Origin of the sequence: Dyadobacter soli (assembly GCF_900101885.1) — a bacterium.
Lineage (GTDB): Bacteria > Bacteroidota > Bacteroidia > Cytophagales > Spirosomataceae > Dyadobacter > Dyadobacter soli.
Window position 1 is genome coordinate 193,934 of sequence record NZ_FNAN01000018.1, and the last position, 15,402, is coordinate 209,335.

17 protein-coding genes are annotated in these 15,402 nt (G+C 44.2%); 8 read left to right on the plus strand and 9 right to left on the minus strand.

Annotated features, from left to right (window positions below; all coding sequences use genetic code 11):
- The first annotated feature begins 111 nt into the window (after positions 1-111).
- Both BLQ88_RS27270 and BLQ88_RS27275 read left to right on the plus strand, forming a co-directional pair.
- The gene (locus BLQ88_RS27270; protein WP_229212888.1) at positions 112-1,176 is read left to right on the plus strand and encodes an SGNH/GDSL hydrolase family protein; all 1,065 of its coding nucleotides are present in this window, start codon (positions 112-114) and stop codon (positions 1,174-1,176) included.
- Between the two features lie 67 nt (positions 1,177-1,243).
- Positions 1,244-2,887: a hypothetical protein gene (locus BLQ88_RS27275; RefSeq protein WP_090156174.1), complete on the plus strand. Its 1,644-nt coding sequence runs from the start codon at positions 1,244-1,246 to the stop codon at positions 2,885-2,887.
- Between the two features lie 6 nt (positions 2,888-2,893).
- Here the strand turns inward: BLQ88_RS27275 and BLQ88_RS27280 are convergent, their stop codons facing one another.
- Both BLQ88_RS27280 and BLQ88_RS27285 read right to left on the minus strand, forming a co-directional pair.
- A complete protein-coding gene (locus tag BLQ88_RS27280) occupies positions 2,894-3,475 on the minus strand; it encodes a class I SAM-dependent methyltransferase (protein WP_090156175.1) in 582 nt (193 codons plus the stop codon).
- Between the two features lie 35 nt (positions 3,476-3,510).
- Positions 3,511-3,759, minus strand: coding sequence for a hypothetical protein (locus BLQ88_RS27285; protein WP_090156176.1), 249 nt, complete (start codon positions 3,757-3,759; stop codon positions 3,511-3,513).
- Between the two features lie 279 nt (positions 3,760-4,038).
- Here BLQ88_RS27285 and BLQ88_RS27290 point away from each other — a divergent pair, with 279 nt between their 5' ends.
- The 6 genes from BLQ88_RS27290 (at position 4,039) to BLQ88_RS27320 (ending at position 9,368) form a co-directional block, all read left to right on the plus strand.
- Complete coding sequence (locus tag BLQ88_RS27290) at positions 4,039-4,290, plus strand: DUF3253 domain-containing protein (RefSeq protein WP_090156177.1); 252 nt, start codon at positions 4,039-4,041, stop codon at positions 4,288-4,290.
- 447 nt (positions 4,291-4,737) lie between these two features.
- Complete coding sequence (locus BLQ88_RS27295; protein ID WP_090156178.1) at positions 4,738-5,784, plus strand: DUF4238 domain-containing protein; 1,047 nt, start codon at positions 4,738-4,740, stop codon at positions 5,782-5,784.
- Positions 5,785-6,033: 249 nt separating this feature from the next.
- Positions 6,034-6,336, plus strand: coding sequence for a helix-turn-helix domain-containing protein (locus tag BLQ88_RS27300; RefSeq protein ID WP_090156179.1), 303 nt, complete (start codon positions 6,034-6,036; stop codon positions 6,334-6,336).
- A gap of 1,419 nt (positions 6,337-7,755) precedes the next feature.
- The gene (locus BLQ88_RS27310; protein WP_143016942.1) at positions 7,756-8,121 is read left to right on the plus strand and encodes a helix-turn-helix domain-containing protein; all 366 of its coding nucleotides are present in this window, start codon (positions 7,756-7,758) and stop codon (positions 8,119-8,121) included.
- Positions 8,099-8,857, plus strand: a complete 759-nt coding sequence (locus BLQ88_RS27315; RefSeq protein ID WP_090156182.1) for an ImmA/IrrE family metallo-endopeptidase — start codon at positions 8,099-8,101, stop codon at positions 8,855-8,857. Before BLQ88_RS27310 ends, BLQ88_RS27315 begins: the two co-directional genes overlap by 23 nt.
- Complete coding sequence (locus BLQ88_RS27320) at positions 8,838-9,368, plus strand: hypothetical protein (RefSeq protein WP_090156183.1); 531 nt, start codon at positions 8,838-8,840, stop codon at positions 9,366-9,368. The genes BLQ88_RS27315 and BLQ88_RS27320 overlap by 20 nt, the downstream gene beginning before the upstream one ends.
- A gap of 31 nt (positions 9,369-9,399) precedes the next feature.
- On the opposite strand, the gene BLQ88_RS27325 is transcribed toward BLQ88_RS27320, so the two are convergent.
- The 7 genes from BLQ88_RS27325 to BLQ88_RS27355 form a co-directional block, all read right to left on the minus strand.
- A complete protein-coding gene (locus BLQ88_RS27325; protein WP_090156184.1) occupies positions 9,400-9,693 on the minus strand; it encodes a nucleotidyltransferase domain-containing protein in 294 nt (97 codons plus the stop codon).
- Positions 9,684-10,334: a hypothetical protein gene (locus tag BLQ88_RS27330; protein WP_090156185.1), complete on the minus strand. Its 651-nt coding sequence runs from the start codon at positions 10,332-10,334 to the stop codon at positions 9,684-9,686. Before BLQ88_RS27330 ends, BLQ88_RS27325 begins: the two co-directional genes overlap by 10 nt.
- A 2-nt stretch (positions 10,335-10,336) precedes the next feature.
- Positions 10,337-10,987: an HNH endonuclease gene (locus BLQ88_RS27335; protein WP_176885124.1), complete on the minus strand. Its 651-nt coding sequence runs from the start codon at positions 10,985-10,987 to the stop codon at positions 10,337-10,339.
- Positions 10,988-11,991: 1,004 nt separating this feature from the next.
- A complete protein-coding gene (locus BLQ88_RS27340; protein WP_090156187.1) occupies positions 11,992-13,266 on the minus strand; it encodes a relaxase/mobilization nuclease domain-containing protein in 1,275 nt (424 codons plus the stop codon).
- Complete coding sequence (locus tag BLQ88_RS27345; protein WP_090156188.1) at positions 13,254-13,643, minus strand: plasmid mobilization protein; 390 nt, start codon at positions 13,641-13,643, stop codon at positions 13,254-13,256. The genes BLQ88_RS27340 and BLQ88_RS27345 overlap by 13 nt, the downstream gene beginning before the upstream one ends.
- 102 nt (positions 13,644-13,745) lie before the next feature.
- Entirely contained in the window at positions 13,746-14,915 is a 1,170-nt protein-coding gene (locus tag BLQ88_RS27350) for a site-specific integrase (protein WP_090156189.1), read from the minus strand.
- 166 nt (positions 14,916-15,081) lie between these two features.
- On the minus strand, positions 15,082-15,402 hold a 321-nt coding region (locus BLQ88_RS27355; RefSeq protein WP_143016944.1), incomplete at its 5' end, for a transposase.

A 15,402-nucleotide genomic window follows, 5' to 3' on the forward strand; every position in this document is an offset into this window, starting at 1 on the left:
TTGTAGAAATTCCCTGACAGCCTTTGCAGCTAATTTCAGCACTGTGGAACGATTATTGCGTAGATAATTTGCATCCGTACCCCGTATGCGCAACACGCAAACGTTCCATCCATGAAAATGAAGGCATTCCAACACACTGTCCCCGGACGCAAGAGCGGTGGGGAAATGAGCCGCAGACGTTTTTTTCGTCAATCTGGGGCGGCCGCCCTTTCTACAATGCTCCTGAGCTCCTGCGATAACCTGCTCGACAAAATCATCCCTCCCAAAAAGGATAACCGCGATAAAACACTCGCTTTCTTCGGCGACAGCCTCACTGCCGGCACGGGCGGCACGAGGCCGTTCGGTGAGTGGGTAGGAGATGTTTTCACTGAACGTCCGGTTTTTAGCGACGGGATCAACGGCCAGGTTTCGTTATCGATCGCGGTAAGGCAGGGTGGTATTCCCATCACCTTGTCGGTAGAAGGAGGCAAGTTCAACGGTGCTAAGCCAGTGGTTGTTACGAAGATCAGTACCTGGTTCCTGTCGACCTGGCTCGACGAAGACGTTTATAGCAGGACCGGTACCCTTGCAGGTGTGAAATGTACGATCACGCGTAAGTTTTTGCCGGATGTTGGCGAACGCTACCTGGTAGAGCCCGTTTTGCGGACCGACACGGAACTAACGGCAGAAACCCCGGCGGAAGAGCCGGTCGACACGGAGATTCCCGATGATTCCGTTTTCGAACTGGATGACGCAACACGCCTGCGGACGGCTACGCAAATCCTCTGGTATGGGCGGAACGACATTGGAGAAGGGAAACCCGTGGATGGCATTCTTTCGGCAATCAAGAGCTCGATCGATTACATTACCGAGCCCCGGCGATACCTGGTGCTGGGGATAATGCTCGCATCCAGCGAACACAAGGGAACGGACGGCTTTGCCAAGGTTACCGCGCTCAACGACGAGCTGGCGATGTTGTACCGGGATTCCTACGTGGGGATGACGCCGCCCACCGATTCGGAAATGAATGACATTGGATTTACCCCTACCGCAGAAGATTCGGAGGATATCGCAAAGGGAGTTTTTCCCCATCGAATGCGCGCCCCGAACCCTACGGATCAGATTCACCTTAATAACTTTGGTTATAAGATTATTGCAAACAGAGTGGTCAAGAAAATCAGGGATTTGAAGTATTGATCGATGTAAAAAGTATTTTTTCCTGCGGGCGTCTTTTGAAATTAATAATTACAAAAAACTGACCCTTATGGCGAAATACATGCTACTGATGTTTGCTCTTTTTACTTTCCCGCTGCTGACGCTGGGGCAGGATAAAAGTGTGGTGGTGACTTCCGAAAACAAGAAAACGGGAGTATTTACCAACGAAAAAGGTGAACTGCAAGTGAATGTAGCGCCGAAAGACGTCAGGAAGTACAAAGCGGCCGGCAGCGTCCGCTATGGGGATTTCGGCGCGCGGGGCGATGGTAAAGCCGACGACATAGATGCAATTGCGGCGACGCATGCATTCGCCAACCTGCACGGGCTTGCGGTGAAAGCCGACGACGGCGCGACCTACTATATCGGCGGAAAAGAGCGCACCGCGGTGATCCAGACCGACACCGATTTCGGCAAAGCGGCATTTATTATCGATGATAAGGAAGTGGAAAATCGCAATGCATCCGTGTTTACCGTCAGCTCAGGACTGAAACCATTTAAGCTCGAAACCGTCAAGTCATTAAAACGAAACCAGGAAAAAATCGACGCAATGCTGCCCGGTCCGTGCCTGGTTACGGTTACCAATTCCAATGTAAAACAGTACATAAGGTTTGGGTTGAATCAAAATAACGGCTCTTCCCAGACCGACATTTTTGTGGTCGACAAGAACGGAAAAGTAGACATGAATGCGCCGATCATCTGGAATTTCGACCAGATCACCGAGATCACCGCATTGCCCATTGACGAAAAACCTTTGAAAATCACTGGCGGGCGTTTCACCACCATCGCCAACCAGGCTGAATCCAAGTATACCTATTACAACCGCAACATCGCGGTGAGGCGCTCGAATGTGCTTCTGGAAGGTCTGGAACACCGAATTACCGGCGAAGGCGACCACGGCGCGCCCTATGGAGGCTTTATCAATATCGGCGACTGCTCCTACGTAACCGTGAAGAATGCCGTCCTCACCGGCCACAAAACTTACAGTACCATTGGTGCGGCCGGCAAGCCTGTTACCATGGGTACTTATGACCTTTCGGCTAACCGGGCGCTCAACATATCGTTTGTGAATTGTACCCAGACAAACGATATCAACGATAATACCTACTGGGGCATTCTGGGCTCGAACTTCTGCAAGAATATGCTTTACGATCATTGCACGCTCTCGCGCTTCGATGCGCACCAGGGTGTTGCCAATGCTACCATCCGCAACTCGACCCTCGGGCATATGGGCATCAATGCCATCGGCAGCGGGCTGTTACTGATCGAAAACTCCACCATTCGTGGCAGGAGCATTGTAAATCTTCGTCCCGATTACGGCAGCACCTGGCAGGGGGAAGTCGTGATCCGCGACTGCGTATTCGTCCCGGTGAACGGCAAGCCTGCCAATCCGTCGCTGGTAAGCGGCTCTTACTCAGGCCAGCACGATTTCGGCTACACCTGCTACATGCCCGAACGGATTACCATCGAAAATCTGCGGATCGACGACTCCCAGCATCCGGAAGCCTACCAGGGCCCGGCCATTTTCGCCAATTTCAACCCGGAAATGAAGGACGGTTCCTACCAGGAAAAATATCCTTATGTAAAAACCAATGAGGTGATACTGAGAAACGTCACCACCGCCAGCGGGAAGCCGGTACGGGTTAGTGATAATGCAGTGATGTTTAAGGATGTGAAGGTGAAGGAGGGTAGGTAAGGGGGCTTAAAGCTTCACCGCATGATAGTAATGGTTCTCCCCCTCGTCCTCAAACTCCTCGATGACCGAAAGTCCCGATGCGGCCAGCAGCTCTTTGTATCGCTCCGCTCCAAGCGATCGTGATTCAACTTCGGTAATGGCATCATCCCATTTCATTTTTCGGGAAGTAGCCGTAAACAGCAGCTTTCCGCCGTTATGCAGCGCATTGGCCATTTTTTGAATTACCATTTCCTGTGTTTCTTCCGGTAAAAGAAACATAAGTCCCCAGGCTATGATGGCATCGAACTGCCGATTGAAAAACAAGGAATCTTCTGCGGCTTCACAGGCGACGGGAATATTCGGGAAGTTCCGCTGGAAAGTCTGCACCATCGAAGCTGACGCATCGACGCCATAAACATTCAAACCTTCGTCTACCAATGCCTTCGAAATCGGGTCGCCTGCGCCACAACCCACATCCAGCACCGTCGCATTTGAAGGCAGCGACCTGGCCCAGAGCCGCACCGATGACGCGCCAACCCCATCGATGCCCTTGGAGCGACACCGAATGAATGTCGTTGCGTAGGCTTCGTACCCGTTCGATTTATCCATTTTCAGCTGTTACTTTTTGCTTTGTGCCCAGGAAGCTAACATCCGGAATACTCAGGCCGGAAAATACCATTGAGCGCGATGATGGTTTTTTCTACAATCTTTGTCCCGTCTTGCAGTTCAATGTAAGGGTTGGGATCATCCGTGTGAATTTGCTGTATCACACCCTCAGCCCGTTCCAGCCCATTGATATCCAAAATCATTTCCGCCTTCGCCCCGCGGTTTTTGCAATCTACCAGCATTTCGATAAAGCTCTCATTTACTGATAATGTCGTACGTAAATCCATATATTTAGTTGTTACCGTCTTGTAATGTATTGTGGGAAAAGTGATGCCTCCATCTGAGATACGCCCCTGATGGGCGATTGGTTCAATGGTGTTGGCTAATCACGATGCCAGTATAAATATACGCGGCCATATTGGAAACGGCATGGTCCAGTTTTTGGATTTGTGGCGGAAAGTGGTTGGGTTTGAATGGGAAGTAAAGGGCTGCATAACAGAGAGACGATTTTTTGCAGCACCACTAAAATAATGTGATAGAAGTGTCACCAGCGCAAATAGTATAACATGCAGCATTACGAAAAAATAGCGACAACCATCCTATCCACTGCCATCCATCGCGGCGCTGAAAAAAGTACCTGCCCTTCTGAAATTGCACGCATACTATTTCCTGACGACTGGCGTAAGCACATGAAAGATGTACGCGAGGTGGCAATTGATTTGCATAACAAAGGCAGCATAGTGATCACACAAAAGGGAGTGCCTGTTGATGTTAAGCATATCAAGGGGCCAGTCCGCATTAAAATTGTCTCCAAATAGCGCGCTAGCAAAGCTGGAATGTTGGGCACAAAAGAGGTCCTGAAAAATCGGGATCTTATGTTGGAGAGGGAGACGGGTCTCGAACTTTGCTCTTAATCGGCTTGTAATCAAGATTTTGTCTCCTTTATTTGAGGTAAACTACACGAATGACTCACTATTTTTTATACATATAGTACAACAGTATATTTGTTATGTATAATTCTTTTGGCGAAAATTGGCTGGTTTGATGATGGTTTTCGCTGGTTTTTGAGTGCGTTTTCGGGTGGTTTTAGGTGTTCAAAGTTTGGAAAATGCCTGTGGGTTTTGGCGGTGGTAAGTGCGATATTACTGGGGCGAAGTTACGAAATTTCACTCTCCCTTGAAAGCTAAATACTTAGTCTTATAATTTAGTTGCGCAAGGTTAAATTGTACATATTTTAATTCACTATCTCAAAAAGTAGAGGACAAATGGCAGCTGCAGAATTCCGCAAAGACAATCATTATCTATCGCAGGGGTATCTCAAACGCTGGGAGTCTTCTCCCAAAAAGGTTTTTGTTTACCACAGATTGGTCTCACACCAGAATGTTCCGTTTTGGAATGAGCAGAGCATTGCAAAAACTGCCTATCAAGAATACCTCTATGCCCTGAGATCTAACGGAGTGGAAAGTGATGAGATTGAGCGTCGGTTTGCAGAGCAATTCGAGTTCCCGGCAGAAGCTTGTATTGAGAAGGTGGTAAATGAGGATCGGCTTACTTCTGATGACTGGCACAAGTTGGTTCGATTCTTGGCCTTACACGATCTCAGGACTCCCGCTCGACTGATTGAACACATGACAAATTACTCTGAAACAATAATGGAAATAATGGACGGAGTTCTGGCGGAACTTCCTGAAAAATTAGAGAAACATCAGCATAACGAGGGCGAGAGTGCCACGGAGAAAATTAATCCAACTCTTCCCATAAAAGTATATACTGACATAAAGGAAGGCGAAGAGTTCGGTATTTTAAAGGTTGAGACAGCCGCAGGACGAAATTCGTGGTTATGGACAATGCAACACCAACTGAATAATACGGCCAAAATTTTGCACCTGCATAAATGGACAATTATGCGTCCGGCAAAAGGAATGAGTTGGATCACGACAGACAAGCCGGTCATTCGGTTGAACTACTACTCACCTGGGAAGTATGATTTCAAAGGTGGCCTTGGAAACAACGGTTCAGAAATACTAATGCCGCTCAGTCCTGATCATATGCTTTACACTCGTGTTGGTAAGAAACCGCCGCAACGTGGTACCAGATTTTCCGTTGAGCAAACGAACATTCTACGTCGTATGATCGCAGAACATGCTCATAGATATGTGTTTGGAAAAACGGCTGATGACGACGTTCCCGGATTTATACCAAGAACGATCAATGCAGAAATCTTCAAACACGAAAAGGACCAATGGGAAAGGTGGCATGCAGAACAAACAGAGTCTGAAAACTATTTTTCTGGTCAAGGTGATGTGGAGTAAAGATCATGATGTAATTACGTCTAAGAGTTAGTAGTAGCATAAACGCTCATTAGTTTTTGGTAAATCTAGGTCAAGGGTTCCACTCTCAAATCATTGTACGAGTAAGTCTCTACTTGATCTGGGAAGAAACTTGCTGCGGGCAGTTTGTGAAGGTCCAAGCTGGCAAAATCGGGGAACGATCACTCGATAGTTCGGATAATGTTGCATATTTTCAACATTGTTATCTTTTTTGTTTGGAATAAGCAACATATGAAGACAAGAAAGCATGTCATTCTGCCGAAATTTGTGAAGATGTTTGAGCAGCTGGGCGAAAATATAAAACTGGCTCGCAAACGCCGAAAACTTACGACCATTCAAGTATCTGAGCGTGCGGGAATCGACCGTACCACACTTTATCATATCGAAAAAGGCAGCCCTAGTGTATCGATAGGGGCTTATTTCAATGTTTTGAGGGTTCTAAATCTGCACGAAGATTTCCTTAAACTGGCCGCAGATGACGAGCTTGGAAGAAAGTTGCAAGATTTGAAGTTGCTTGGTAAACCTAGCGAATAGACTTCAATGGTAAGTATCTTCTGGCGCTTGATCGTGTAACAGGGGGCAATCTATCGCTAAAAGCGTTAATTGTGCTTGTCACGATCCAATAAATCTATCACAACACGATTTAATAGAAATATCACAACCATATTTAATATAATTACAACAACGCGGTTTAATAGTAGTGACACATCGAGATTCAATAGATTGACAACCGCTTGATTTGATAGATTGATATGGCGAAACCACAGCCTGATATTGTTCCTACTGGGATTTTGTTGCCGTGTTTCTCAAATACAGGTATGATAATAACTGCTCTCTGTCTGCCAAACTATTGCAACCGTGCAGGAAACCAAGCGGTCCCACAGCAGTTGCTTATGCGATCTCCGCTGGGGAACAACAACCCTACGCCGCTAGCATACAAAACTTCGCGATTTAACATGTGGGGCGAATTGCCACAGGCAGATCAGCTTACAGTAGCTTCAAACGGAAAGCACATTTATACGCTGCGAGCGGCACTAATATATAGTTCTGCAACCATCTATATACGAAATGCTATTGATCCAAGTACAGCGCTCTCGTTGGTAAGAGATGCTTCAGAGTTGCTAAATATACTTTTAGAAAACGGGCACACCACCTTAGCGGGACGACTGGCAGGGGCTTTCAGGAATATCGATAGAGGTAGAATAGCGGACCAGATTGTTGAGACTTTTAAGCAGGCGGATTATGACATCCGCGAAACAGATCCATTTGATAGCAAAATTAGATCTGACATTGTCCCCTCGTGAACGCTCACCATACGCCAACCGTATACGTCTGATGTGGGTGCAGATGCGTCAACCGTAATCGCAAACTTTCCCGCGTCGCCCGGAATTCCTGATAACCGCGACGCGTTTCGAAAAACCATAGACGACATCTACATTACGGATGCCTATCAATCACTTTCCATTGAACGCTACCGGGTCATATCCGAACTGATTGCCAAAGTAAGTTCGGGTGAGTGGGATGCTAACGAAAATGAAGAAGATTGTAAACAACGCTACGCAATGGCTGCCAGAGGAAAACTAATAGGCTTTTTAGTCTGTAACTGAAGTATCAAAGCCATACTTCGAGTTGAAAATGCAGGAACGCTAGCAGATAAAGATCACTCGAGATGGTTCAGGGAACTGGGCAAGGTTGTAAGACGCGAAATTCGGCTGGACTGCGAGCAAATGTGTTTGTGAAATGAACTATTAGGCACATACAGAACTTTGATAGCCTTTCGCAGACTCACCAGGCACCCCCACGGGGCATAGCGACTTGGTAAGGGATTAGTTAAAAGGCAGCCTTAATCCGGTTTCAGTTTGTGACAAAATCTAAAATGCATTTGTTGAGCCTGTCATTAAATTGTCGTTTTTAAATAATATTTACGATATTTGTTACAACTAAAGCACGTCAGTGGAGAACGATAACTATATAATAGGCAGTAACTTACGCCAATTTCGGGTGCGTTTAGGAATGAGTCAGCAAGAGTTAGCTGCTTACCTAAATGTTACTGCGTCCTGTATAAGTCATTATGAGAATGGAGAAAGAGGTGTGCCAACTGATTCCTTGGAAAGAGCTGCGTCCTTATTTGGTATCAGTGCCTATGACTTCTATGAAAAAAACGCAGCAAACAAAACGGCCAATACAGCATTCGCTTTTCGTGCCGGGGAGTTGGAGCCGACTGATCTTGATGAAATTGCTAGATTTCGGACTGTCGTTAGAAATTTCATCAGCATGAAGAATAAGTTAAAAAGGTATGAAGGCCAGGAAAGAAAATAAACTAGTTCTTGAAGATAAAGCTCGTTCCTTACGTCAGTCTTGGGGTTATAGTAGTTCAGAGCCAATACCACTTCGTGCTTTACTTCTTCAAATTGGCGTTGTAGCACTTTTTAGGCCGATGAGCGAAGGGTTTTCAGGTATGTGTCTTCGCGTAGTTGAGGCAGATGAGACTTACCGATTCATGTTGATTAACGCAAATATGTCTGTTGGACATCAGCACTTTACCGTCTGTCATGAGCTTTATCACCTTTACGTACAGCAATTTTTTCAATCCCGAATTTGCCGTGTAGGCACATTTGATAAAGGTGACCCGGAAGAGTATAATGCTGATAATTTCGCTGCATATTTCTTGATGCCAAGAGAAGCCATATATGCAAATATTCCTCATGGCGAGATGGAAAGTAAGAACATATCATTAGCAACAATTTGCAAGATTGAAAATATCTTTGAATGTTCTCGAGCATTTCTATTAATTAGGTTGCGGGACTTAGGTTTAATCTCAGTCGACGAGGCGCAAGATTTCCAAAAGTTTGTAAAGTCCAGTGCATTTCGATTAGGCTTTGGCCCATATATATACGAAAAAAGTGCAGCCGAAGCTGCTGTTGGGGAATATGCACCTCTTGCAAACAACCTTTTAGACAAAGGAATAATCTCAGAGCACCATTTTTACTCACTGATGCAAGATCTCGGGTTTTCTGTAACTGATGTTGATTTGCATGAAAGTGAAGACCGTTAACAAGATTATACTAATTGATGCTGACGTAATCTCGCATTTTTTGACGGGCGGATATATTTTGTTACTGCCTAAGATTTTTACTCACCCGATGAAGATCATCGATAAAGTTTATGCTGAATTAGAAGGTTTTTATAGCAAGCGGGTACAAGTGGATAACCTCATCAATCTACGGTTAATTGAAAAAATTAACTTTCCCGAAACAAATCCGCAAATCAAAAAAGAATATTTGCGCCTATCAAGAGAATTTGGGGTTGGTGAAAGCGCCTGTATGGCCGTTGCACGGTTTAATGAAAATATCTTAGGTAGTAGTAATTTGAAAGACATTTGTGATTATTGCAATGAGCACAGCATCACATATATAACTACTATGGATTTTTTGTGCGAGGCTTTGCGAACAAGCAAAATGACTATCGAAGAATGTGATGAATTCTTACAAAAGGCTAAAGCTGCAAAGCATAGGTTGCCTGTTACCTCTATGGCTAACTATACTTGTAAAAGTCTGCGCATCTAATACTAAATTTGAAAGAGTCATTTTGTTAATTTTAAGTTCTAAATACCAATTTAGCACCGTATCGAGAAATAAAATTAAGCTCAGTTTCTTCATTGTACGTTAGATAAGATACATGAAGAGGGAGTTCAGTTTTGGTTTCTTCCATTTCTCTTCTTACAATCGAGATGTGCTGTTCATTTTGGTAAAGAACTAAAATATCAATATCGTTAGAATTCCATGAATCTTTCAATATCGAACCAAATATATAACATTCAACCCCCGATATTTTTAAACGTATACGTTTTTCAATTTCTACTAAGCCGAGTAATACTGCTTCTAATTCCATTTATTATTAAGCTGACCCAAAAGTTCACTCCATCTGAGGACTTTTATATTTAGATTTCTAGCAAGATTATATGCTGATGAGCTTATTTTGCCGTATGGGTTTGCCTTAAACACGGCATCAAATTTCTTATACTTGTCAAGTGTACTTCGAATTGACTCTGCTACAATATCGTAATCATCAACGGCTACAATTGTCACAGTTTCTAATCCATATCGTGATACTTCATAACGCTTGGTATCCAACCTTCGAACATTTTTGACCTTATCGTGCTGCTCCAATCCACGTTTTATAAATTGGACATCTTTCGGTAAATATGGCCAATTGTGATGTCGCTCGACAATTCTAAATACGTCACCATAGCCACCGACGACTTTACGCTTCGAATCAAGGTATTCAAACACTTCACCATAAATGAATGGATCTTTATGCACGTGCAAGATGAAATCAATGTGATCTAAATCAGCGAGATTAACAACATCATTTAAGGTAAAAATTTCCAGTGAAGAACCTATTAAACGTAGTTTTGGTCCCTCAATTCGGGATATATTCATTATGCCACAATCATCAATTTTTACGGACGAAAAGTTCTCTTTATCACTTAATTTTTCAGTTAGCCATTTGTATGCGCGATTATTGTTCATAGTTAGTTTTCGAAAATCAGGTGCAATTGACTCGGAAATTTTAACACCTCTATTTCCTCTTGATTGATATGCTTTGCTTCTAGATCTAATACGTGCTGTCTAAAAATTTCAACGGTTTTAGCTTCAATGTCCGAAATAAGTGTATAATTATTGTCCAAAACTCGAAGTAGTTTTCTATTATTGGGCAATATTATCTGTTGTATTTTCGATAACCATAACTTAGGGATTTCACTTTCGGGATTATATCGATAATCAGTTAAGGGGCCGTAAATATCAAATACTGCCTTGTTTTCATTTAAAATGGGGACAATTGCCTGCCTTGCGGTGGTCCTATTTTTAAACTGTTTTATATTAAAAACCGAATTTATTTTTTCGCTGTGGTGCTTTTTCCATTCCTTAATTATTATTTCGGGATATTCTTGCTCAGCCTTGTCAATCTTCGTATGACATGTTGGACACAAAAGAATCAAATTTGAAAAATCTCCTTTTTCTTGTTCGGAGGTTGATTGATTAGTTCTTGGGCCTCCCTGTCCTGCGCTAATAATGTGAGCCATTTCAGCAATGTGAAATTCCGTTTGACCAACTGTAAGAAATAAATTGACGTTACAATCAGGATTTTGGCAATAGCCCGCTGAATCGGCAAAAAGCTTCAACTTTGTATGAGAGTTTGGTGATGCAGCATCCCTTAGACAAGTCATTGATCATGTTAATTAGTGAATATATCATATTATGCTTCACTTGGCTGGATTACAGGCAATACCTAATGAAGGCATGAAGCCTCAATTTAGTAAAAAGATTGAGATCGATCCATTTACATTTTTTTGTAATCAATAGGTGTGTTCTATCACCTTGTAAAAGAGAACTTTCCCATATATCTTCCCCTCAAACATACCTAATATTTATGGAACGAGTAGTGGAAATCAGCAAAAATGGCCCTGATGAGGCAGACTGATGAAAGCCCCGAGGCTTGATCGATGTAGTTCCATTTGTTGATGTTTGCAGTGACCTCTCCTTATTCATCCATCAAAATCCATTTCAATTTGGAATATCAAATGACCCAGGTGTTGAACAAAGATTGAGTCAACACAACGAATGATCCACGTCACGGATTAGAAGTCGCAGCTCCGCTGACGAAACGGCAGGTAAAGTTTCTGTATATCGTCGATTGTCAGGGCCGTCGAGAATTATCCCAATCGTTCAAAATGATCCATGATCTGGTTCTTTGTCAATCGGATATCCGTTTGATTAGGCTGAAAAGTTAGCGCTGTTTGACCTGAAAGTACTTTGGGAAGTCCTTGAACAGATGGGGCGAAAGCTTAGAGATTGAAGGACTGTTGGCGACAGTCCTTTTTTGTTTTAGCTCAGAAAAATAGCTGCGGAACGAGCCGTCACCGGGGCGTTGCCAGGAAATGGAAAGGCAGTGCCTCAGTTGTTTCGGATTGACGCCTGATTAAAAACTATTACTTTTTCACCTCAGCGCATTCGCCAATCTCACTCAAAGCAAAAAAAGTGACGGGGTTCACCCCTTGGCTGCAAATCCATAAGGCGGTTTAAGGAGCGGCGACAGCCGCGGTAAAAAGCCGCATGGATTTGAAGTCGTCACTTTTTGCTTTGTACCTTTCGTTGCGCTGTGGTGCAAGCGCAATTCTTCGATAAGTCAAAACCCCATCGAAAGCCCTTTCTGCTTCTTCCGTTTCGGCTTCTTCAACTGATGCGGCGTGTACTCACCCTCCTTAACGGGAGACAACAAAGAATCAAGAGACTTTTCTTTCTCCAACGAACCACCATTTCCGACTTGGCAAACATTACCCGAACTGGCAGCCTTCCCCACTTCCATCCCAATCCTTTGAGACTTTTGCTGATGAAGAGGAAAAGGATCTTCGATGCATCGCTCGGTAATGCCCTTCGCGCTATACTGCTTGCCCAATTCACTTCCATTGAAAACACATTTAGTACGATGATCACAATATGTGATCCCGTACAGCTTGCCTTCCTCATTTTTTCGAATCACCGTATCAATCCCGTCTTTTTGAAGAATATTGATCAGCCTGGGCAATGACACGTTTTGTTTGCCATACAATGTAAAATCAATCCTATTCTTAATACGTAACGAATCCTTCGTACGGTTCGGATTCATCTCATTGTACAGAAAACGCACTTTCAGATTTCTATGTGTTGGCTTGAAATGAAAGTCGCTTGCTTTGATGGGCACTCCAACCCGGTTGCCATTCTTATCCAGTACACGGTATAAAATGCCATTGTTCGTTCTGATCCTCGAACCCTCTGAGCCAATGTCCGCTGCAACATTATATTGGTTGAGCACTGCATTCAATTCTCCCATCGTGGTGAACTTGTAATCGTTCAGAACCTTTTCGAGCACATTGGCAATGGCCTTCTTGGTTTCTGACTTTCCATACTCTGCTTTAATGCTGACGGGCTTCAACGTAAACTCCTGCGTTTTTCGATCTTGTGCCCTCACTAAAACAAAATCTATCTCAATCTCCTTCCGGGTTTTCGCCGATTGATTTTTGCCCAGGTTGTGCAACGAGATCCGGCTTCCGTCAGCTTTGATGTTGGTCGTCACAATATGCACATGTGGGTGACCAGCATCCCGGTGCTCGTATACGAGCGCGGGTTGTTTCTCAAATCCAATACCTTTTAAATAGGCTATTGAAATCTCCGCAAGCTGTTCTTTGCTCAGCTTTTCCGACGGATCAAAGTTCAAAGACACGTGAACCGTATTAACCTTTGTCCTTTTGTTCAAAGCCAGCTGCCGCTGAATCCGGTTCAGCTTTTGATCAAAACTCAGAGAATCCGCATCCTTTGGATAGTTGATAGCCGAAATGCATTCCGCATGTCCCTGTTCCAGCTTGTTTTCATTGTAATGCAGTACTGACCGAAGTCGGCTGCTGGTGTGGATCACTGCAACCATCTGTCTGCCAATTTATCGGTTTGCGATTTGATCTTGTCCAGGACTGAAAACAGGAATGTCTTTTCAGCTTCGTAGCTGGCGATCCAGTTTCTGAATTCTGAAATTTGGTTGACCGCATTGAGGCGTTTGGTCGCCTGGTTGAAGTTGTTGCCAAGCCGGTTGAGCTCTTCGCGCAGCTCCGACAGTTCGCCGATCATCTGATCTTGTGAACCGTTCCTTTCGATCACAGTTACCGGTCGGTTGAAAATCAGGAGCCGTAAGAACTCACTTAATTTCCGGCAAGTTGTGCGGCTTCGTTTGGCTTCCAGATTGGCGTATTCTTTGGGTGTTAACCGGAAGATTACATGCTTTGTCTTGTTCGATTTTTCTTCTTTCATCACGATCCTATCTACACTTTCAAACATTAAAAACTCCTTCACAAACCTGAACCGACTTTGGAGGGGAAGGCCAGATCGGGTGCGCAGCAACCGGCGATTGTATTACAATCGTACCTTCGCATAAATCATAGTTTGCTTCAAAGACCGATGCCCGAGCATTTTAGAAACCGTCTCAATCGGTACCTTATTACTCAGCGTCACAGTGGTCGCAAACGTATGCCGCGCAATATGAAAAGTCAAAGTCTTCCAAATCCCGCACAGGTTCGCAATCTCCTTCAAATAAGCATTCATCTTCTGATTGCTCAACACCGGCAGCACAACACCAGCCGCACAGCATTGCGGATGTTCCTTGTACTTCTCGATAATTTCCAGCGCTGTATCTAGCAGCGGAATGCGTGTAGGCGCATCCGTTTTCTGGCGGGTAGTGTCAATCCACGGTTCGCCATCCATGCCGACAACAATATCCGTCGTTTTTAATTGCTTCACATCTACATAAGCAAGTCCAGTGTAGCAGCAGAATAGAAAGATGTCCCGCACCTGGTTGATCCTTTCAACTTCGAAAACTTTTTCTGTCAGCCGTTTTAGTTCGTCCCTGGACAGTGGGTTCTTCACAACTTCCTTCTTCGTCAACTTGAAGCCCTGGAACGGATCCTTCTTCAACCATTTGTTATTAACACAGATCAGCACAACCTTTTTCAGATTGCTCATGTATTTGATCGCCGAGTTGTGATTGCAACCTCGGGCGCTACGCAGCCAGAAATTGAATTCAGTAATAAATTCATAATTCAAATCCCTGATCGCCATATCATCCTTCTTGTACTTCCACTTGATAAAGGAAGCGGTATGCTCCTTGGCGGTTTTGTACCGCTTCAAGGTGAGCGGGGCGAACTCTTGGCCGACCAATGCTTCCATTTGCTCATTGTGCCGCTGAAATACTTCAAGGATTGTACGAGTCTCATTGCTCTTGCCAAGCAGCACATTCTTCAATGCTTCGGCTGACAATTCCTTATCATCCTCAATCAAAATTTTCTTTGCCTGAAAAACTTTTGCGCTTAGCATGTCCAGATAGGCATTGAGCGTGCGGGTGTCTTCTTTTTGGCCAATTGCTCTGCCCGCATCTGCATTCCATCTGGCGGGGCTCCAAAGTTGTTTTGTAGACATTTCGACAGGTTTGCCGTCGACGGTAATTCTGAGGTAAACGTAACGTAAACCATCTTTTTGATTCTTGGCGTGTTTCAAATAGAAAAACAGGCCGAAAGTTTTTTCCAACATGACGCTAACATTTAAGTGGTTAAATATCGCGTTACCAGCCATTCTAGACAAGATGTTTACGTCGTAAACGGGTTGTCAATCAGAGTCTTACGGGTATTTTCCAGCGTCTTTTTTCGCAAAGCGTCGAACTACAGGATCAAGACCAAATGTTGTGGAGCACCTTGGATTAAGCATATAACTGGGTAAGGCGGTAAAGGAAGAATTCTACATTCCTGACTCCTCTGAACTGCGCCCTGAACGCTTTGATCTTCGCATTGAAAGATTCAGCGGATGCATTGGTGCTTCTGTTATCAAAATAGTTAACAATGGTCTTGTAGTGATTCTCAATCGAGCGGGCAACGGTATTGAATGATTTGAAGCCGGATTGCCTGACCTTTTCGTGCCACTTAGCCAGCCTGGTCAGTCCGTATATTTTTTCTTTTGTAGTCGTGAAAATGTTACTGAGCTCCAATGCCAGCTCGTATGCCTTTTTAAGGTCTGGAAAGCG